The 18,502-nt window shown below is 62.8% G+C and carries 15 protein-coding genes; 9 read left to right on the forward strand and 6 right to left on the reverse strand.

What is annotated here, in order from left to right; translation table 11 throughout:
- Window positions 1-43 precede the first annotated feature (43 nt).
- The 3 genes from ACORQT_RS21300 to ACORQT_RS21310 are packed head-to-tail and all read right to left on the reverse strand — an operon-like array spanning window position 44 to window position 4,076.
- On the reverse strand, window positions 44-1,285 hold the full coding sequence (locus tag ACORQT_RS21300) for an aromatic amino acid transport family protein (protein ID WP_042785408.1): 1,242 nt from the start codon (window positions 1,283-1,285) through the stop codon (window positions 44-46).
- A 58-nt stretch (window positions 1,286-1,343) separates the two neighbouring features.
- Window positions 1,344-2,798 (reverse strand): NAD-dependent succinate-semialdehyde dehydrogenase, encoded by a 1,455-nt coding sequence (locus ACORQT_RS21305; RefSeq protein ID WP_042785409.1) that lies wholly within the window; start codon window positions 2,796-2,798, stop codon window positions 1,344-1,346.
- A 12-nt stretch (window positions 2,799-2,810) separates the two neighbouring features.
- Window positions 2,811-4,076 (reverse strand): 4-aminobutyrate--2-oxoglutarate transaminase, encoded by a 1,266-nt coding sequence (locus ACORQT_RS21310; RefSeq protein ID WP_042785410.1) that lies wholly within the window; start codon window positions 4,074-4,076, stop codon window positions 2,811-2,813.
- 121 nt (window positions 4,077-4,197) lie between these two features.
- On the opposite strand from ACORQT_RS21310, the gene pdxR reads away from it, so the two are divergent.
- Window positions 4,198-5,670 (forward strand): MocR-like pyridoxine biosynthesis transcription factor PdxR, encoded by a 1,473-nt coding sequence (gene pdxR / locus ACORQT_RS21315; RefSeq protein WP_042785411.1) that lies wholly within the window; start codon window positions 4,198-4,200, stop codon window positions 5,668-5,670.
- A gap of 22 nt (window positions 5,671-5,692) precedes the next feature.
- On the opposite strand, the gene ACORQT_RS21320 is transcribed toward pdxR, so the two are convergent.
- The gene (locus ACORQT_RS21320) at window positions 5,693-7,312 is read right to left on the reverse strand and encodes an ABC-F family ATP-binding cassette domain-containing protein (protein WP_042785412.1); all 1,620 of its coding nucleotides are present in this window, start codon (window positions 7,310-7,312) and stop codon (window positions 5,693-5,695) included.
- Between the two features lie 424 nt (window positions 7,313-7,736).
- Between ACORQT_RS21320 and ACORQT_RS21325 the strand changes: the two genes are divergently transcribed.
- Entirely contained in the window at window positions 7,737-9,758 is a 2,022-nt protein-coding gene (locus tag ACORQT_RS21325; protein ID WP_164057055.1) for an oxidoreductase, read from the forward strand.
- 194 nt (window positions 9,759-9,952) lie between these two features.
- Here ACORQT_RS21325 and rlmG read toward each other — a convergent pair whose 3' ends face one another.
- Window positions 9,953-11,092, reverse strand: a complete 1,140-nt coding sequence (gene rlmG / locus ACORQT_RS21330) for a 23S rRNA (guanine(1835)-N(2))-methyltransferase RlmG (RefSeq protein ID WP_042785414.1) — start codon at window positions 11,090-11,092, stop codon at window positions 9,953-9,955.
- Window positions 11,093-11,322: 230 nt separating this feature from the next.
- On the opposite strand from rlmG, the gene ACORQT_RS21335 reads away from it, so the two are divergent.
- The 7 genes from ACORQT_RS21335 to sstT all read left to right on the forward strand — a co-directional run bounded on the left by ACORQT_RS21335 (window position 11,323) and on the right by sstT (window position 16,940).
- Window positions 11,323-11,613 carry a type II toxin-antitoxin system RelE/ParE family toxin gene (locus ACORQT_RS21335; RefSeq protein ID WP_042785415.1) on the forward strand — a complete coding sequence of 97 codons (291 nt, stop codon included), beginning with the start codon at window positions 11,323-11,325 and terminating at the stop codon, window positions 11,611-11,613.
- Between the two features lie 14 nt (window positions 11,614-11,627).
- Complete coding sequence (locus ACORQT_RS21340) at window positions 11,628-11,951, forward strand: HigA family addiction module antitoxin (RefSeq protein WP_015379150.1); 324 nt, start codon at window positions 11,628-11,630, stop codon at window positions 11,949-11,951.
- Window positions 11,944-12,456: a M48 metallopeptidase family protein gene (locus tag ACORQT_RS21345; protein WP_042785417.1), complete on the forward strand. Its 513-nt coding sequence runs from the start codon at window positions 11,944-11,946 to the stop codon at window positions 12,454-12,456. Before ACORQT_RS21340 ends, ACORQT_RS21345 begins: the two co-directional genes overlap by 8 nt.
- Before the next feature lie 50 nt (window positions 12,457-12,506).
- Window positions 12,507-13,487 (forward strand): Gfo/Idh/MocA family protein, encoded by a 981-nt coding sequence (locus tag ACORQT_RS21350; protein ID WP_072626939.1) that lies wholly within the window; start codon window positions 12,507-12,509, stop codon window positions 13,485-13,487.
- Between the two features lies 1 nt (window position 13,488).
- Complete coding sequence (locus ACORQT_RS21355; RefSeq protein ID WP_033644531.1) at window positions 13,489-14,220, forward strand: glutamine amidotransferase; 732 nt, start codon at window positions 13,489-13,491, stop codon at window positions 14,218-14,220.
- Window positions 14,221-14,475: 255 nt separating this feature from the next.
- Window positions 14,476-15,447, forward strand: coding sequence for a TerC family protein (locus ACORQT_RS21360; RefSeq protein ID WP_444859436.1), 972 nt, complete (start codon window positions 14,476-14,478; stop codon window positions 15,445-15,447).
- A gap of 257 nt (window positions 15,448-15,704) precedes the next feature.
- Entirely contained in the window at window positions 15,705-16,940 is a 1,236-nt protein-coding gene (sstT, locus tag ACORQT_RS21365; RefSeq protein WP_028128305.1) for a serine/threonine transporter SstT, read from the forward strand.
- 54 nt (window positions 16,941-16,994) lie between these two features.
- On the opposite strand, the gene ACORQT_RS21370 is transcribed toward sstT, so the two are convergent.
- Window positions 16,995-18,482, reverse strand: coding sequence for a UxaA family hydrolase (locus ACORQT_RS21370; protein ID WP_103101392.1), 1,488 nt, complete (start codon window positions 18,480-18,482; stop codon window positions 16,995-16,997).
- Window positions 18,483-18,502 lie beyond the last annotated feature (20 nt).

Consider the following 18,502-nt stretch of genomic DNA (forward strand, 5'->3'; position numbering starts at 1 on the left):
TCTCAATGCCGAGAAACAACATCACTGCTTGAGGGAAGGCAAATCACCATCCAGAGGGCAGATAGCCTAACAATGAAGCGATGGCGTACACCGCGCTGGCCAGGTACAGCAACACAATGCTGATCTGCAGCAGCGGATGCGTGATCCAGTTACACTGCCAGCGTGGGGTTTGGTCGCCGTGTTTGCGCGCGCCGCGCAGGATCAGCATCGGCATGATCGACAGGATCACCCCGCTGAACACCCCGGCGAAGTAGAGCGCGTTGACGAACGACACCAGCCCGCTGTAGGCCAGCACGAACGGCGGCACCACCACCAGCAGCAGCACGCCGAAACGGCGCAGCGGCAGCTCGTCGTTGCCCAGCCTAAACTTGTCGAAAATATTGGTCAGAAAGCTGCCGCCCAATCCCCAGTACGAGGTCAGCATCGCGCACAGCGCAAAGATGTTGGCGGAGAAGAACGCCCACTGCCCCAGCGCCTGGCCCCAGGAAATGGTGGCCACGTCGGAGATGTCATCCAGCCCGCTGAGCGCAATCACCGACATCGGCACCGCCGCCAGCAAAATGAACGTCACCACCATGCCGACAATGATCGCCTTCGGCAGTTGCTCCGGTTTGTCGGCAAAGCCGCGCGCCATTTCCGGCACGATGTATTGCGCCGAGAAGCAGAACACCACCACGTTGAACACCGGCACCATATAGCGCCAGTCGCCGTCTAACAGGTTGCGCATCTGGGTGGTGTCTTTCAGCAGCGTCGCCGCCACCAGGGCGGTCAACATCACCACCATGCCGATGCTGATGAACTTCTCGCCGCGGCCAATCGCTTTCAAACCGAGGTACAGCACGCCGGCGGCGGGCACGAAGAACAGCAGGCTGCCCAGCGCCGGCGAGATGCCGAACAGCGATTGCAGCAGCTTGCCGCTGCCGGTCATATAGGCGGTGAGCGCCCCAACGCTGTTGACGCACACCGAAGCGAACATCAGCCAGGCGCCCAGGCCGCCGACGTAGCGCTTCGCCAGCCCGCTCAGCTGCAGATGCGCGCGGGTGCGCAGCGTGGATTCGGCAACGTACAGCATGGTGATGGTGGTCAGGCTTCCCACCAGCACCAGCCAGAACAGCAGCGGCAGAAAGCCGGCCTTGCTGGAGGCGTAGGCGATGGAGAGCACCCCGGCGCCGATGTTGGTGCCGACGATCATCGCCACCCCTTCGAGGAAACTTAACGATTTGGCGGGTGCAGGTGCTCGCACCCCGGCGGCAAGCGCCGGAGAAACAGAGATATTATCAGACATGCATCATCCTTTATCGCCCGGCGACGCTGGCCGCCGGGATGGGTTAACGTCCTGACGCTCAACAGCTCACATCGATACACAGGTATTTCAGCTCCAGATATTCTTCTATCCCGTAGCGCGATCCTTCACGCCCGAGCCCTGACTGTTTCACGCCGCCGAACGGCGCCACTTCGTTGGAAATCAGCCCGGTGTTGATGCCGACCATGCCGTACTCCAGTGCCTCCGGCACGCGCCACTGGCGCGCGGCGTTCTGCGTGAACAGGTAGGCGGCCAGGCCGAATTCGGTGTCGTTGGCCATGGCGATGGCTTCTGCCTCGTCATGGAAGCGGAACAGCGGCGCCACCGGCCCGAAGGTCTCTTCTTTGGCGAAGCGCATCTTCTGCGTCACGCCGGTCACCACCGTTGGCTGGAAGAAGGTGCCGCCCAGCGCGTGCGGCTGGCCACCGGTGGCGATCTGCGCCCCTTTGATCAGCGCGTCGTCGATATGGCTCTGCACCTTCGCCACCGCATCGCTGTCGATCAGCGGCCCCTGGGTGGTGCCTTCCTGGCTGCCGTCTCCCACTTTCAACTGCTCGACCGCCGCCACCAGTTTCTCCGCCAGCCGCTCGTAGATGCCGTCCTGCACGTAGATACGGTTGGCGCACACGCAGGTCTGGCCGCTGTTGCGGAATTTGGAGGCCATGATGCCCGCCACCGCCGCGTCCAGATTGGCGTCGTCAAACACGATGACCGGCGCATTGCCGCCCAGCTCCAGCGACAGTTTCTTGATGCTCGGCGCGCACTGCGCCATCAGGATGCGGCCGACCTCGGTCGAACCGGTAAAGCTCAGCTTGCGCACCACCGGGCTGTCGCACAGCACTCTGCCCACCTGCGCCGCTTCGCCGGTCACCACCTGCAACACGCCGGCGGGAATGCCGGCGTCCTGTGCCAGCTTGGCCAGCGCCAGCGCGGTCAGCGGCGTTTGCTCGGCCGGTTTGACGATGATGGCGCAACCGGCCGCCAGCGCCGGCGCCACCTTGCGGGTGATCATCGCCGCCGGGAAATTCCACGGGGTGATGGCCGCGCACACGCCGATCGGCTGCTTCACCACCACCAGACGCTGCGAAGCCTGCGGCGCCTGCAATACCGCGCCGTCCACCCGCTTGGCCTCTTCGGCGAACCAGGTGATGAACGACGCGGCGTACGCCACTTCGCCGCGTGCTTCCGCCAGCGATTTGCCCTGCTCGGCAGTCATCAGCTGCGCCAGATCTTCCTGTGCGGCCAGCACCTTGTCGGCCCAGGCCAACAGCAGCGCGGAACGCTGCTTGGCGGTCAGCTGTTTCCAGTCGTTTTGCGCCCGCTGCGCCGCCGCGATCGCCTGCTGGGTTTCCTCTTCGCTGACCAGCGGAATGCTGGCCAGTTCGGCGCCGGTGGCCGGGTTGATCACCGCTTCGCGTTTGCCACTCAGGGCATCGCACCATTCGCCGTTGATCAGACACTGGCTGCGCAACAGCTCGGGATTATTCAATTTCATGCCGATCGCTCCTTAGTGGGCCAGCGCGCGGGACAGAATGCCCATCGCCTTGGTGAACTGATCGTCCGGGATGGTCAGCGGGTAGAGGAAGCGGATCACGTTGCCGTTCACGCCGCAGCTCAGCAGCAGCAGCCCTTCCTCCATCGCCTTCTGCTGCACCTGACGGGTGATCTCCGCCGAAGGCTTGCCGGTAACCGGATCGTTGAACTCCACCGCCACCATCGATCCCTGCGCGCGCACATCGGCGATCGCCGGGCTGGTTTTGTGCGCCTGCTGGAGCACTTCCACCAGGTGCTGACCCAAGCGCTGAGCGCGCTGGCACAGCTGCTCTTCGTCGATCACGTCCAGCACCGCGTGCGCGGCGGCCACCGCCAGCGGGTTACCGGCATAGGTGCCGCCCAGCCCGCCCGGCGCCGGCGCGTCCATCACCTCGGCGCGGCCCGCCACCGCCGACAGCGGCATGCCGCCCGCCAGGCTTTTCGCCATAGTGATCAAATCGGGCTTAACGCTGTAGTGCTCCATGGCGAACAGCTTGCCGGTACGGGCGAAGCCGGTCTGCACTTCGTCGGCGATCAGCAGGATGCCGTGCTGGTCGCACAGCGCGCGCAGCGCCTGCATGAAATCGGCCGGCGCCACGTTGAAACCGCCCTCGCCCTGCACCGGCTCCAGCACAATGGCCGCCACCTGTTTGGGATCGATATCCGCTTTAAACAGGCGATCCAGGCTGTTCATCGCGTCTTCGGTGGTCACGCCGTACAGCGCGTTCGGGTACTGGCCGTGGAACACCGAGCCGGGGAATGGGCCAAAGCCCAGTTTGTAAGGCGCCACTTTGCCGGTCAGCGCCATGGTCATATAGGTGCGGCCGTGGAAGCCGCCGCCGAAGGTGATCAAGCCCGGACGGCCAGTGTAAGCGCGGGCGATCTTCACCGCGTTTTCCACCGCTTCCGCGCCGGTGGTGAAGAAAGCGGTTTTACACGGACCGGCGATCGGCGCGCGCTGGTTGATGCGCTCCGCCAAAGAAACATAGCTTTCGTAAGGAACGATCTGATAGGCGGTGTGGGTGAAGGCCTGCAGCTGCTTTTCAATTGCGGCGATCACCTTCGGGTGACGGTGCCCGGTGTTCAGCACGGCGATCCCCGAAGCAAAGTCGATCACTTCTTTGCCTTCCACATCCCACAGCGTGGCGTTCTCTGCGCGCTCGGCGTAAAAACCACACATCACGCCCACTCCGCGCGGGGTGGCGTCCTGACGGCGTTGGTTCAATTCTGCGTTTTTCATGCTGTTCTCTCCGGTCGGTGCCAGTTACACGTTTCGTTCACATTCGTGAAACAATGCCGTTTATTTACACAGGATGTGGCCCTATAATCGAGTGCCAGTTACGAATAATTGAGGGATCCAATTGCGCTCATTGAGTGGTGATCTGTTGCTGCAGCGCCTCGGCGAACAGCCCGATGACAAGCTGCACAAGCGGCTTTACAACGCGATCCGCACCAGCATTCTCGACGGCAGCCTGCCGCCCTCCAGCCGCCTGCCCGCCTCACGCGATCTGGCGCAGGAGCTCAGCCTGTCCCGCAACACCGTGTTAACCGTTTATGAACAACTGCTGGCGGAAGGCTACGTGTCGGCGCGCGCCGGCAGCGGCACCTTCGTCGCCGACACGGTGCCGGACAGCTGCCTCTCCACCGGCGGCGCCCCGGCGGACGGCAGCGGGCAACCGCGACGCGTCGAACTGTCGGCGCGCGGCGCCACGCTGCTGCACCACGCCAGCGCCAGCCCCAAACAGTGGGGGGCGTTCATTCCCGGCGTCCCTGACGTCAACGCCTTTCCCCATCAGTTGTTCAGCAAGATCCAGGCGCGCCTCAGCCGCCGCCCGACGCCGCAGCGGCTGACCTACAGCAATCAGGGCGGCAGCCCGGAGCTGCAGCATGCGTTGGTGGAGTATTTACGGGTGGCGCGCTCGGTGCGCTGTTCGCCGGAACAGATCCTGATCACCGAGGGCATCCATCAGGCGATCGATCTGGTGACGCGCATGTTGTGCAATCCGGGGGATGACGCCTGGATCGAAGAGCCGGGCTATTGGGGGATCCGCAATATTCTGCGCATCAATGCGCTGAACATCTGCCCGCTGGCGGTGGACGAAGCCGGGCTGGTGCCGCCGGAGCAGCCGACCAACCCGCCGCGGCTGATCTTCGTCACCCCGTCGCACCAGTATCCGCTCGGCTCGGTGATGAGCCTGGCGCGCCGCCAACGGCTGCTGGCGCTGGCGCGCAACGCCGGCGCTTGGATCGTCGAGGACGACTACGACAGCGAATTCCGCTTTTCCGGCCAACCGATCCCGGCGCTGCAGGGGCTGGAAGCCGACGCGCCGGTGATTTACATCGGCACCTTCAGCAAAACACTCTACCCGGCGCTGCGCCTCGGCTATGTGGTGTTGCCGCCGCCACTGGTGCAGGCGCTGAAAACCGCCCACGCCGAGCTGTACCGCGGCGGGCACCTGCTGATCCAGAGCGCGCTGGCGGAGTTCATCCAGGCGGGGCACTACACCGCGCATATCCGCCGCATGCGGCTGCTGTACGCCCGGCGGCGCGCCTTCCTGACCGGCTTGATCGAACGGCACCTCGGCAAACAGGCGCTCAGCGAGTTCAACAGCAACGCCGGATTGCACCTGATCCTCAACCTGCCGGACGAGGCCGACGACGTGGCGATCGCCGCCGCCGCCGGCGCGCAAGGGGTGCTGGTGCGGCCGCTGTCGCGCTACTACATGCTGCCCAATCGGCGGCGCGGCCTGCTGATGGGTTTTGCCTGCGTGCCGGAAGAGCAGATGGCCGCCGCCTTCACCCAACTGCTGGCCTGCATCAACGCCCCGCACTAAGTCAGAGCGCCGCCCACCTGCCTCACCAGGCCTGAAGCCACCAGCCGTCCGCCTGTCGGTGCAGGCGGTGCGTCGGCCGCAGCGCCTGCAGGAAGTCTTCGTCGTGCGACACCACCAGCATCGCGCCGGGGAAATCCGCCAGCGCGGTTTCAATCGCCAACGACGACGCCAGATCCAGGTGGTTGGTCGGCTCGTCGAGCAACAGCAGCTGCGCCGGTTGTCGCCGCCACAGCGCGCAGGCCAACGCCGCCTTGAGCCGTTCACCGCCGCTCAGCGAGCCCAGCGGCAACGCGATGCGATCCGCGCCAAGCTGCAACTGCGCCAGCCGGGTGCGCAGCGCGCCTTCCGCCAACGGCGAATCCTGTAGCCCCAGATGCTCCATCACCGACAGGCCCGGGTCGAGCTGCGACAGGGTTTGATCGAGGTAGGCGGTCGACAGCGGACAATGACAATGGCCGGAAAGCGCCGCCAGCCGGCCGAGAATAGTCTTCAGCAAGGTGGATTTACCGCAGCCGTTGGGGCCGGTCAACGCCACGCGCATCGGGCCGTCGATACGCAGATCGAGCGGCGGCGCGCTGACGAACGGCAGCTGCAGCCGCTCGAGCACCAGCACCTGCTTGTTCGCGTTCACTTCGCTGCCCGGCAGCGCCAGCAACACCGGCTGTTCCTCTTCCACCCGCTGGTAGGCTTCGCGCACCGCCGCATCGAGGCTGTCGCGCCGATCCTGATGCTGTTTGCGCAGCGTGCCGAGGCTCTCTTTCGCCGCCGACTTGTAGGCCACCCGCTCGAAAGAGGCGATATTCAGCGTATCGACGACGCGCAGCGTTTGCGCCGAGCGCCGCTGGCTCATGTCGTGCTCTTTCTGTTGGCGGGCGCGGGTACGGCGGCGCTCCTCGCGCGCATGCTCCAGATCGGAGCGCGCCGCCTGCTGCTCCGTATCGCGCTGGCGACGGTAGTCATCATAGTTGCCGCCGTAGCTGCGCAGCGCGCCGGGCGTCAATTCGACGATGCGCTCCATGCGCGCCAGCAGCTGCCGGTCATGGCTGGCGATCAGCAACCCGCCCCGCCACTGATCCAGCTGCTGATACAGCCAGGCGCGCCCGACGCTGTCGAGGTGGTTGGTCGGTTCGTCCAGCAGCAGAAAATCCGCCTCGCCGAGCAAGGCGCCGCACAGCGCCGCGCGCATCCGCTCGCCACCGCTCAGCGAACCGGCGGATCGCAACGGATCGAAGGCCGGCAGCCCGGCGGCGGCGAAGGCGTTTTGCAGGCGATCGTGGAGATCCCATCGCCCTTCCAGACGATCGATATCGTCCGCCAGCGGCCGCCCCTGCTCGAGACGCGCCAGCGCGGCGAACGCCTCGCCATAGCCCAACAGCTGGGCCAGCGTGGTGTCCGCGGCGATCTCCGGTTGCTGTGCAACGTAAGCTACTGCGGCATGAGATTCGACGTGCCCGTTGCCCGGTTGATCCAGCCCGGCGATCAGGCGAAGCAGCTGGGTTTTGCCGACGCCGTTGCGCCCTACCAGGCCGCAGCGCTGCCGGTCGAAAGCGAGATCCAGCGGGCCGAACAGCGTTTCGCCGTCAGCAAATTGGCAGGTCAGTTGATGTAAAACGAAATAAGGGGACTGCGCTGAATGAGCCATAAGCACTCCTGAATGAGATCAAAACATCCCCACAGGGCGCGAGAGCGCACAGCGTGGGACACGATATCAACAGGTGTGGGTGTTCATTTTCGGTAATGGCTCCGCAGAGAGAAGGAATTTACAACGCGTAAAGGCTAACCGATCTTTTGTTCGTTATGCAAACAGAGTCTGAGATTCATGACATCTATCACATTCGGCGCAACGCAAATTCCCAAGCGGCGCGACAACGGCTAGATTTATCTCATCCGACCACTTGTGTTCACATAATAATAACAGATGCTCATCCCCAATCGCTTTCAACCTGCAGCTAGGCGGCAAGTTCGGGCGTTCCCAGGAGCTTACTCAAGTAAGTGACTGGGGCGAGCGAACGCAGGCAACAACGCTGCAGGTTGAAAGAGGCGGGGGATGAACGATGGAGAGTGCAATGAGCAATTACCCTCACCTGCTGGCGCCGCTGGATCTCGGCTTCACCACCCTGAAAAACCGGGTGCTGATGGGATCGATGCATACCGGCCTGGAAGAGCTGCCCGACGGCCCGCAGCGCCTGGCCGCGTTCTATGCCGAGCGCGCCGCCGCCGGCGTGGCGCTGATCGTCACCGGCGGCATTGCCCCGAACGAACAGGGCGTGGTGTTTCGCGGCGGTTCGATCCTCAACAGCGAGGAGCAATTGCCTCACCACCGCCCGGTGACTGAAGCCGTCCACCGGGCGGGCGGCAAAATTGCGCTGCAGATCCTGCACACCGGCCGCTACAGCTATCAACCCAAGCTGGTGGCCCCTTCCGCGCTGCAGGCGCCGATCAACCCGTTTACGCCGAGCGCGCTCAGCGCAGCGGAGATCGAGCAGACTATCGCCGACTTCGCCCGCTGCGCGGCGCTGGCGCAGCAGGCCGGCTATGACGGCGTTGAGGTGATGGGATCCGAGGGTTATCTGATCAACCAATTCTTGACGACGCGCACCAATCAGCGCGACGACCAATGGGGCGGCAGCTTCACCAACCGCATGCGCTTCGCCGTCGAAACCGTCAGGGCGGTACGCCAGGCGGTGGGCCCGGAATTCATTCTGATCTACCGGCTGTCGATGCTCGATCTGGTGGAAGACGGCTCCAGCTGGCAGGAGATCGAGCAGCTGGCGCTGGCGGTCGAACAGGCGGGCGCCACGATCATCAATACCGGCATCGGCTGGCACGAAGCGCGCATCCCGACCATCGCCACCATGGTGCCGCGCGCCGGATTCAGCTGGGTGACCCGCAAGCTGATGGGCAAGGTCAGCATCCCGCTGATCACCACCAACCGCATCAACGATCCGGCGGTGGCCGAGCAGGTGCTGGCGGACGGCTGCGCCGACATGGTGTCGATGGCGCGTCCGTTCCTCGCCGACGCCGCCTTTGTGCAGAAAGCCGCCGAGGGGCGCGCCGACGAGATCAATACCTGCATCGGTTGCAACCAGGCCTGCCTCGACCAGATCTTTGAAGGCAAGCTGACTTCCTGTCTGGTCAACCCGCGCGCCTGCCGTGAAACCGAAATGCCGCTGACGATGGCGGAAAAGCCGAAAAAACTGGCGGTGGTCGGCGCCGGCCCCGCCGGGCTGGCGTTTGCCACCACCGCCGCCAGCCGTGGTCATCTGGTAACGCTGTTCGACGCCGCCGAGCAGATCGGCGGCCAGTTCAACATCGCCAAGCAGATCCCCGGCAAGGAAGAATTCCATGAAACCCTGCGTTACTTCCGCCGTCAGCTGGCGCTGCGTGAAGTGACGGTCAAACTGGGCGCCAAAGTCGAGGCGGCGGATTTAAGCGAATTCGATGAGGTGATCCTCGCCTGCGGCATCGTGCCGCGCACCCCGGATATTCCCGGCATCGGGCACGCCAAGGTGCTGAGCTATCTGGATGTGCTGCGCGATAAAAAACCGGTCGGCCAGCGGGTGGCGATCATCGGCGCCGGCGGCATCGGCTTCGACACCGCCGAGTACCTTAGCCAGCACGGCGTCTCCAGCAGCCTGGATCAGGCGGAATTCAACCGCGAATGGGGCATCGACGGCCGCCTTGAACAGCGCGGCGGGCTGGCGGCGCAAGGCCCGCAGGCACCACGCACCGCCCGGCAGATCTACCTGTTGCAGCGCAAAACCAGCAAGGTGGGCGAAGGCCTGGGGAAAACCACCGGTTGGATCCACCGCGCCAGCCTGGCGATGCGCGGCGTGAAGATGCTCAATAGCGTCAGCTATCGGCTGATCGACGATGAAGGGCTGCACATCACCCGCGCCGAGCAAGACAGCTGCCTGCCGGTGGACACGGTGGTCATTTGCGCCGGGCAGGAACCGCGCCGCGAACTGCAGCAGCCGCTGCTGGCGATGGGGAAAACCGTGCATCTGATCGGCGGCGCCGACGTGGCCGCCGAGCTGGACGCCCGCCGCGCGATCGATCAGGGCACGCGGCTGGCGATGGCGCTGTAAAAAAGGGGCGCACCGCGCCCCTGATATTGATGACAAACCTCATCCCTATGCCGGGGTGGCAGAGAGCAGCGAATAGAAAACAAGGAAAATCAATTTATTGATTTTCGGCTGATAACCACAAAGGGGGAAAAACCACGCTTTTTCCCCCTTTGTCTACAGCCTGAGGGGCGCCCAGCGCCCCTGGTTATTCACGCTCAGCGACGCGCGCCGGATTTCACCGCTCTCAAGATCACGAACTTCTTGTTCGAGGCCACCAGCGTGCAGTTGCCGAACAAACGTTTGAGCTTCTGATGGTAGTCGAGGTGACGGTTGCCGACGATGCGCAGTTCGCCGCCCACTTGCAGGCAGCGCTTGGCGTCGCAGAACATCTGCCAGGCGGTGTGATCGGTAATGGCGTGTTGCTGGTGGAACGGCGGGTTGCACAGCACCGCCTGCACGCTTTCGCGCTCGATGCCCGCCAGCGCGTTGTTCACCTCAAACTGGCAGCGGTCCAGCTCTTGCGGCAGGTTGTGCTCCACGTTCAGCTCGCTGGAGGCCACCGCCATGTAGGATTCATCGACGAAAGTCACCTGCGCGTCCGGATTCTGCGCCAGCGCCGTCAGGCCAATCACGCCGTTGCCGCAGCCCAGATCGACGATATGGCCGTTCAGGCCGCGCGGCAGATGCTCCAGGAACAGGCGCGCGCCGATATCCAGGCTGCCGCGCGAGAAGACGTTGGCGTGGTTGTGGATCAGCCAATCGGTGCCGTCCAGCGTCCAGTTGGTGGTTTCCGCCGCCGCCGGCGGGACAATGTCCGCCGCCTGGCAGAAGATCAGGCGCGCCTTCTTCCACGCCAGGCTGGTGCGCGTCGGGCCCAGCACCTTTTCAAACAGCTGCATCGTCGAAGTATGCACGTCGCGCGCTTTGGCGCCGGCGACGATCAGCGTGTCTTCGGTCACGACGTGGCGCAGCGCGCGCAGCTGCTGTTCCAGCAGCGCCAGCGCTTTCGGCACGCGAATCAGCACCACCGCCGGCGCCGCCGGCAGCTCGGCCAGGCTGTCCAACAGCGTGACCTGCTCAGGATCCAGACCGTTGAGCTTGAGGTTGTGACGCGTCGCCAGCTGGCTCATGTACGAGTCGCTGACGCTGTAAGGACGATGCGCGTGCAGCGCACAGGCCAGGGTGCCGAAGTTATCGTTGAAAATCAGCACCGGGCGGCCACCGATATCTACGTTTTCAAGCTGTTGCAGCAGATATTCGTCCGCCGCTTCCCACGCCTGCAGCTGGGTGGATTCTTCGTGTTGGGGATAACGCTCCAGCTCAAGTTGCTGTGTTCCCAGATCGAGTTGGCTCATTGCCCCTCCTGACTGATAAAATTTGGGCTGTTTATCCCCTAAAAACGCCCGTCAGTAAAATGTTTTTTCGGATAAATTGCGTATTGCGCCGCGTATCTGAAAACCTGCGCCCCTTTTCTCCTTCAACAACATTAACCTTTCCCTCCCGAGCACCCATGCCGATGTTTTTTTAACCTGACGGGGTGTAACTTTAAATGTTACACTGCCAGTCCCTATGGAAGGGGGAAAGCATGATTAAATCTTTCCGCGATCGCTATCTGGAGCAGTTCTATCTGGAAGGCAGGCGCAGCCGTCTTATCCCCGGCGCGCTCGAGCGGCAGTTGGCCAGAAAGCTCGATATGTTAGCCGCCGCGCAGCAAGAGCGTGATTTGCATCACCCCAAGGGTAACTATTACAAGCGGCTATCCGGGCCATTTCAGGGATGGTCGAGTCTGCGCGTCAATATGCACTGGCGGCTGATGTTCCAGTGGCGGCATGATGCCGCCGAAAAAATTTACCTCGATCCTCACCAAGATACCTGAACGAGGGGGAACCTATGTTGGAAACCACGACTCGCGAACCCACCACGGTGGGAGAAGTGCTGCAGGAAGAATATTTAACGCCGTTAGGCATCGGCCAAGAAGAACTGGCAAAGGTATTGGGCGTCACCCGCGCCACCGTCAATCGCCTGTGCAACGGGCATCGACGCATGAGCGTTGCCGAGGCCAATCTGTTTGCCGATCTGTTCGAAACGACCGCCGACTTTTGGCTAAACCTGCAGGCGGCACACGATCGCTGGGAAGCCAGACAGGCCGATGCGCAGCGTGTGCGGCTGCGGCCAATCAAAGAAATACTGGGACGCAATATCACTCATGCATGACATTGAACTCGCCTACCTGCAAGGCTACCCGGCGCATCTGCAAAGCCAGGTGCAGCAATTGATCCACCAGAACCGGCTGGGGGACGTGCTGCTGCAGCGCTATCCGCAGGTGCACGACTGCACCACCGACAAGTCGCTGTATCAGTTTACCGTCGATCTGAAAAACCAGTATCTGCGCAACGCCCAGCCGCTGAGCAAGGTAGCCTACGACAGCAAGATCCACGTCATGAAGCACGCGCTGGGCCTGCACACCGCCATCTCCCGCGTGCAGGGCGGCAAGCTGAAGGCCAAGGCGGAAATCCGCGTGGCGACGGTGTTCAAGGTCGCGCCCGAACCGTTCCTGCGCATGATCGTGGTGCATGAGCTGGCTCACCTGAAAGAGAAAGATCACAACAAGGCGTTCTACAGCCTGTGTTGCCATATGGAACCGGATTACCACCAGTTGGAGTTCGATACCCGGCTGTATCTGACGCACCTTTCGCTGTTCGGCGAGCTGTATGCATAGCGAATGAGGGCGTGATAATCTGCGGTTTTAAGCCTGGACCGGAGCTCGCCATGATTCGCTTTGCCGTCGTCGGCACCAACTGGATTACGGAACGTTTTATTGATGCCGCCCATGAAAGCGGCAAACTCAAGCTGAGCGCCGTGTATTCACGCTCGCTGGAACAGGCGCAGGCGTTTGGCGCCAACTATCAGGTCACGCAGTTTTTCGACTCGCTCGAGGCGATGGCCCAGTCCGACGCCATAGACGCGGTGTATATCGCCAGCCCCAATTCCCTGCACTGCCCGCAATCGCTGCTGTTCCTGCGCCATAAAAAGCACGTGATCTGCGAAAAACCGCTGGCCTCCAACCAGCGCGAAGCGGAACAGCTGGCGGCCTGCGCGCGGGAAAATCAGGTGGTGCTGTTCGAAGCGTTCAAAAGCGCCTATCTGCCGAATTTTCTGGCGCTGCAGCAGGCATTGCCGAAAGTCGGCCGGCTGCGCAAAGCCTTCATCAACTACTGCCAATACTCTTCGCGCTACCCGCGCTACCTGGCCGGCGAGAACCCCAACACGTTTAACCCGCAGTTCTCCAACGGCTCCATCATGGATATCGGGTACTACTGCCTGGCCAGCGCGGTGGCGCTGTTCGGCGCGCCGCAGTCGGTGCTCGCCAGCGCCACGCTGCTGGAGACCGGCGTGGACGCCCACGGCACCGTCTGCCTGAACTACGGCGATTTCGACGTCACGCTTTCCCATTCCAAGGTCAGCGACTCGGCGATCCCCAGCGAGATCCAGGGAGAGGAAGGCACGCTGATTATCGACAAGATTTCCGAGTGCCAGGGCGTGGCGCTGACGCCGCGCGGCGGCAACCGCCAGGATCTGAGCCAGCCGCAGCACATCAACACCATGCTGTATGAAGCGCTGGCCTTCGCCGAGTTGGTTGAGAAACGTCAGGTGGAACATCCGGGGCTGGAGAATTCGCTGATCGTCGCCCGCCTGCTGACCGATATCCGCCGCCAGACCGGCGTCGTCTTCCCCGCCGACGGAGAATGAGATGAAACCGCTGCTCGTGATGCAAACCGGCGACGCGCCGCAGGCCATTCGTCAGGAATTGGCCAACTTTGATGGCATGTTCCTGCAACAGGGCAATATCGACGCCGAACGCGCGCACATCGTACACTTGCCCGCCGGCGAGCGGCCGTTGCCGCCGGCCGCCTATTGCGGCGTGGTCATCACCGGCTCGCCGGCGATGGTGACCGAACAGCTGCCGTGGAGCGAGGCGGCGGCCGAGTGGCTGCGCCAGGCGATGGCGATCAAACTGCCGCTATTCGGCGTCTGCTACGGCCACCAGCTGTTGGCCTACGCGCTCGGTGGCGAAGTGGGTTACCACCCGCAGGGCATGGAGGTGGGCACGCTGGAGATCGAACTGCTGCCCGCCGCGGCCGAAGACCGGCGGCTCACCCTGCTGCCGCCGCGCTTCAAAGCCAACCTGATCCACTCGCAGAGCGTGCTGACGCCGCCCGCCGGCGCGCAGACGCTGGCGCGTTCGCAGCAGGACGCGCACCAGATCCTGCGCTATGGCGATCATGCCCTGACCACCCAGTTCCACCCGGAATTCAACGGCGCGGTGATGAGCCAGTATCTGCAGTGGCTCGGCGAGCTGCACCCCGAGCAGCAGGCCCGCTATCAACAGCAACAACAACAGGTTAGCGACACGCCGTTCAGCCGCCTGCTGCTGCAGGGATTCGTCGTCAGCCTGGGCGCGCAAAAAGCGTTGGCCGGCTAACGCGATTCACGTTGACCGCAGACACATTTTGCATTACTTTCTGCTCTGCAAAGGGGAGTAACTTCATTGCCGGTCAATCGTCATTACGATGCGCAAGCATCCGGTTACCGGGCAACCTGATGTCAAAGGTGTAACCACCTTCATCAACGTTGTAAGTGAGACCTTGCCGGAAGGCGAGGTTTGCTTGCAGCGTTCACAGAGCGGCTGGCGTCTTCCGACGTTGGCCGTTTTTGTTTTTGAAGGATACCTCTGATGATGAATTCCGTTGGCACACCGTGGTTATGGGGCAGCTTCGCCGCCGTCATAGTCGTGATGCTCGCAATCGATCTCCTGTTGCAGGGCCGTAAAGGCGCGCACACCATGACTATGAAGCAGGCCGCCAGTTGGTCGCTGGTGTGGGTCAGCCTCTCCCTGCTGTTCAATTTCGGTTTCTGGTACTACCTGAATGAAACCGCCGGGCGCGCCGTCGCCGATACCCAGGCGCTGGCCTTCCTGACCGGCTACCTGATCGAAAAAGCGCTGGCGGTGGATAACGTGTTCGTCTGGCTGATGCTGTTCAGCTACTTCGCCGTGCCGGCCAACCTGCAGCGGCGGGTGCTGATCTACGGCGTGTTGGGGGCGATCGTGCTGCGTACCATCATGATCTTCGCCGGCAGTCGGCTGGTCAGCCAGTTCCAGTGGCTGCTGTATCTGTTCGGCGCTTTCCTGCTGTTCACCGGTATCAAGATGGCGCTGGCGAAGGAAGACGACTCGGCAATCGGCGACAAGCCGCTGGTGAAATGGCTGCGCAGCCGCCTGCGCATGACCGACAGCCTGGAAGGCGAGCGTTTCTTCGTGCGCCGCAACGGCATCCTGTTCGCCACCCCGCTGGTGCTGGTGCTGATCCTGGTGGAACTGAGCGACGTGATTTTCGCGGTGGACAGCATCCCGGCGATCTTCGCCGTGACCACTGACCCGTTCATCGTGCTGACCTCTAACCTGTTCGCCATCATGGGCCTGCGCGCCATGTACTTCCTGCTGGCCAACGTGGCGGAACGTTTCTCGATGCTGAAATACGGCCTGTCGGTGATCCTGGTGTTTATCGGTATCAAGATGCTGATAATCGACTTCTTCCACATCCCGATCGGTATCTCGCTCGGCGTGGTGGCGGGCATCCTGACACTCACCTTGCTGATCAACGCCTGGGTCAATCGCCGCAACGATCGCCTGGCGAAGAAACAACCATAATCTGTTATCCGGGGCGCTAGTCGCCCCGCGATTGTTTGGCAATTCCCCCAAAACGCCAAACGTTATTACGATCACACAAATGTAACCAGTATGTTATCAAGTGTTGATCCGCGCTCAGAATTTCACCCTCGCCTCTTTCCAACATCATTCGATTACTGAATACTGATTCGGCAAACACACTTAGTTACAGAATCATATAAAGCTGCCCGGCGTCGTTCCCGCCGCGGCGGCCAGATAACATCAGGAAGAGAAGCACTATGCAAAAACTACTACAAAGGATGACTCAGGGCAGCCTGGTTAAACAAATCATGGTCGGCCTGGTGGCCGGCATTCTGGTGGCGCTGGTTTCTCCGGCGGCCGCGGCGGCCGTCGGCCTGCTCGGCACCCTGTTCGTCGGCGCGCTGAAGGCGGTAGCGCCACTGCTGGTGCTGATACTGGTGATGGCCTCGATCGCCAACCATAAACAGGGGCAGAAAACCAACATTCGCCCCATCCTGTTCCTCTACCTGCTGGGCACCTTCGCTGCGGCGCTGGTGGCGGTCGTCGTCAGCTTTATCTTCCCTTCCACGCTGGCGCTGACCACCGGCGCAACCGACATCACCCCGCCAGGCGGCATCGTGGACGTGATGAAGGGCCTGTTGATGAGCGTGGTGGCCAACCCGTTCCATGCGCTGATTAACGCCAACTACATCGGCATTCTGGCGTGGGCCGTCGGGCTGGGGCTGGCGCTGCGCCACGCTTCCGAAACCACCAAGGGGCTGATCAACGACATGTCCCATGCGGTCACGCTGGTGGTGCGCGCGGTGATCCGCTGTGCGCCGCTCGGCATCTTCGGCCTGGTGGCCTCCACGCTGGCGGAAACCGGCTTCGGCGCGCTGTGGGGCTATGCGCAACTGCTGATGGTGTTAATCGGCTGTATGCTGCTGGTAGCGCTGGTGCTCAACCCGCTGATCGTGTACTGGAAGATCCGCCGCAACCCGTATCCGCTGGTGTTCGCCTGCCTGCGCGAGAGCGGCGTGACCGCCTTCTTCACCCGCAGCTCCGCCGCCAACATCCCGGTGAACATGGAGCTGTGCAAAAAGCTGAACCTGAATGAGGACACCTACTCGGTTTCCATCCCGCTGGGCGCCACCATCAACATGGCCGGCGCGGCGATCACCATCACCGTGCTGACGCTGGCGGCGGTAAACACGCTGGGCATCGCGGTGGACGTCCCGACCGCCCTGCTGCTGAGCGTGGTGGCCGCCCTGTGCGCCTGCGGCGCCTCCGGCGTGGCCGGCGGCTCGCTGCTGCTGATCCCGCTGGCGTGCAACATGTTCGGCATTCCGAATGACGTGGCGATGCAGGTGGTGGCGGTCGGCTTTATCATCGGCGTGCTGCAGGATTCGGCTGAAACCGCCCTCAACTCCTCCACCGACGTGCTGTTCACCGCCGCCGCCTGCCAGGCGGAAGACCAGCGGCTGGCGAACGAAGACCCGCTGAAGGTGCGTTAATCGCGCGTTGCTTCATAAAAAAGGCGCTCCCTCGAGCGCCTTTTTTTGTCAGCTTTACAGCGTCACCCCGCTTTTAAAGATCGCCAGCTCGCGAAAGTCGTTGGTTTCATTACGCGCCGGACGCCCGTTGGCAATCTCGACAATCAGATCGATGAAGCGGCTGAGCAACGTCTCCATCGCCACGCCGTGGATCAGGCTGCCGGCGTCAAAATCGATCCAGTGCGGTTTCTTCGCCGCCAGCTCGCTGTTGGTCGCCAGCTTCACCGTCGGCACAAAGCCGCCGTACGGCGTGCCGCGCCCGGTGCTGAACAGCACCATATGACAGCCGGCGCCGGCCAGCGCGCTGGTCGCCACCGCGTCGTTGCCCGGCGCGCTGAGCAGATTCAGCCCCGGCACGCGCAGCCGCTCGCCGTATTTCAGCACGTCCACCACCTGGCTTAGCCCCGCCTTTTGGGTGCAGCCAAGCGACTTCTCCTCCAGCGTGGTGATGCCGCCGGCCTTGTTGCCCGGCGACGGATTCTCATAAATCGGCTGCTGATGGGCGATGAAATAGCGTTTGAAATCGTTGATCATGTCGACGGTTTTGTCGAAGGTTTCTCCATCGCGGCAGCGGCTCATCAGAATGCGCTCGGCGCCGAACATCTCCGGCACTTCGGTCAGCACCGTGGTGCCGCCGTTGGCGATCGCATAGTCGGAAAAGCGCCCCAGCAGCGGGTTGGCGGTAATGCCCGACAGCCCGTCCGAACCGCCGCATTCCAGGCCGAACTTCAGCTCGCTCAGGCGGCCCGGCTCGCGGCGATCGTGGCGCATCTCCCGATACAGCTCGTGCAACAGCGCCAGCCCGGCCTCCACTTCGTCGTCCTGCTGTTGGCACACCATAAAGCGCAACCGCCGCTCGTCCCCTATCCCCAGCGTGGCGCGAAAAGCATCCACCTGATTGTTCTCGCAACCCAGCCCGATCACCAGCACCGCGCCGGCGTTGGGATGGCGCGCCATGTTCTGCAGCATGATGCGGGTGTTGGCATGATCCTGCCCCAGCTGCGAGCAGCCGAACGGGTGGCTGAACAGATGCACGCCGTCGATCCCGTCCGCCTGTGTTTGCTGCAAAAAGCGCTGCTGGATCTGGCGAGCGATACCGTTGACGCAGCCGACGGTCGGCACGATCCACAGCTCGTTGCGGATCCCCACTTCGCCGTTGGCCCGGCGGTACAGCTGCACCTCGCGATCCGCCGCCTGCGGCGGCAGCGTCGGGAACTGCGGCTGGTAACGGTAGCTGTCCAGATCGCTCAGGTTGGTTTTGACGTTTTGCGAATGAATATGCTCCCCAGGCGCAATGGCCGCGAGCGCATGGCCGATCGGCTGGCCATATTTGATGATGTCTTCACCCTCGGCGATCGGGCCGAGCGCAAATTTATGCCCACGCGCCACCGGCTGCGCCAGTTTGACGACCGCGCCTTCCAGCTCAACGCGCTCTCCGGCAGCCAGATCGCGCAGCGCCACCGCCACGTTATCCTGCTCGTGAATCTTTATCGTACTTTGCATAAACCGGTCCCGGATAACGG

Source organism: Serratia sp. (in: enterobacteria) (genome assembly GCF_052400455.1).
Lineage (GTDB): Bacteria > Pseudomonadota > Gammaproteobacteria > Enterobacterales > Enterobacteriaceae > Serratia > Serratia ureilytica.

Excerpts from the sequence above, each read along its gene's own strand:
- ACORQT_RS21335 (WP_042785415.1), top strand. The coding sequence starts at position 11,323 with ATGATTAAATCTTTCCGCGATCGCTATCTGGAGCAGTTCTATCTGGAA.
- rlmG (WP_042785414.1), bottom strand. The coding sequence starts at position 11,092 with ATGAGCCAACTCGATCTGGGAACACAGCAACTTGAGCTGGAGCGTTAT.
- ACORQT_RS21350 (WP_072626939.1), top strand. The coding sequence starts at position 12,507 with ATGATTCGCTTTGCCGTCGTCGGCACCAACTGGATTACGGAACGTTTT.
- sstT (WP_028128305.1), top strand. The coding sequence starts at position 15,705 with ATGCAAAAACTACTACAAAGGATGACTCAGGGCAGCCTGGTTAAACAA.
- ACORQT_RS21310 (WP_042785410.1), bottom strand. The coding sequence starts at position 4,076 with ATGAAAAACGCAGAATTGAACCAACGCCGTCAGGACGCCACCCCGCGC.
- ACORQT_RS21370 (WP_103101392.1), bottom strand. The coding sequence starts at position 18,482 with ATGCAAAGTACGATAAAGATTCACGAGCAGGATAACGTGGCGGTGGCG.
- ACORQT_RS21340 (WP_015379150.1), top strand. The coding sequence starts at position 11,628 with ATGTTGGAAACCACGACTCGCGAACCCACCACGGTGGGAGAAGTGCTG.
- ACORQT_RS21360 (WP_444859436.1), top strand. The coding sequence starts at position 14,476 with ATGAATTCCGTTGGCACACCGTGGTTATGGGGCAGCTTCGCCGCCGTC.
- ACORQT_RS21320 (WP_042785412.1), bottom strand. The coding sequence starts at position 7,312 with ATGGCTCATTCAGCGCAGTCCCCTTATTTCGTTTTACATCAACTGACC.
- ACORQT_RS21355 (WP_033644531.1), top strand. The coding sequence starts at position 13,489 with ATGAAACCGCTGCTCGTGATGCAAACCGGCGACGCGCCGCAGGCCATT.
- ACORQT_RS21325 (WP_164057055.1), top strand. The coding sequence starts at position 7,737 with ATGAGCAATTACCCTCACCTGCTGGCGCCGCTGGATCTCGGCTTCACC.
- ACORQT_RS21305 (WP_042785409.1), bottom strand. The coding sequence starts at position 2,798 with ATGAAATTGAATAATCCCGAGCTGTTGCGCAGCCAGTGTCTGATCAAC.
- ACORQT_RS21345 (WP_042785417.1), top strand. The coding sequence starts at position 11,944 with ATGCATGACATTGAACTCGCCTACCTGCAAGGCTACCCGGCGCATCTG.
- ACORQT_RS21300 (WP_042785408.1), bottom strand. The coding sequence starts at position 1,285 with ATGTCTGATAATATCTCTGTTTCTCCGGCGCTTGCCGCCGGGGTGCGA.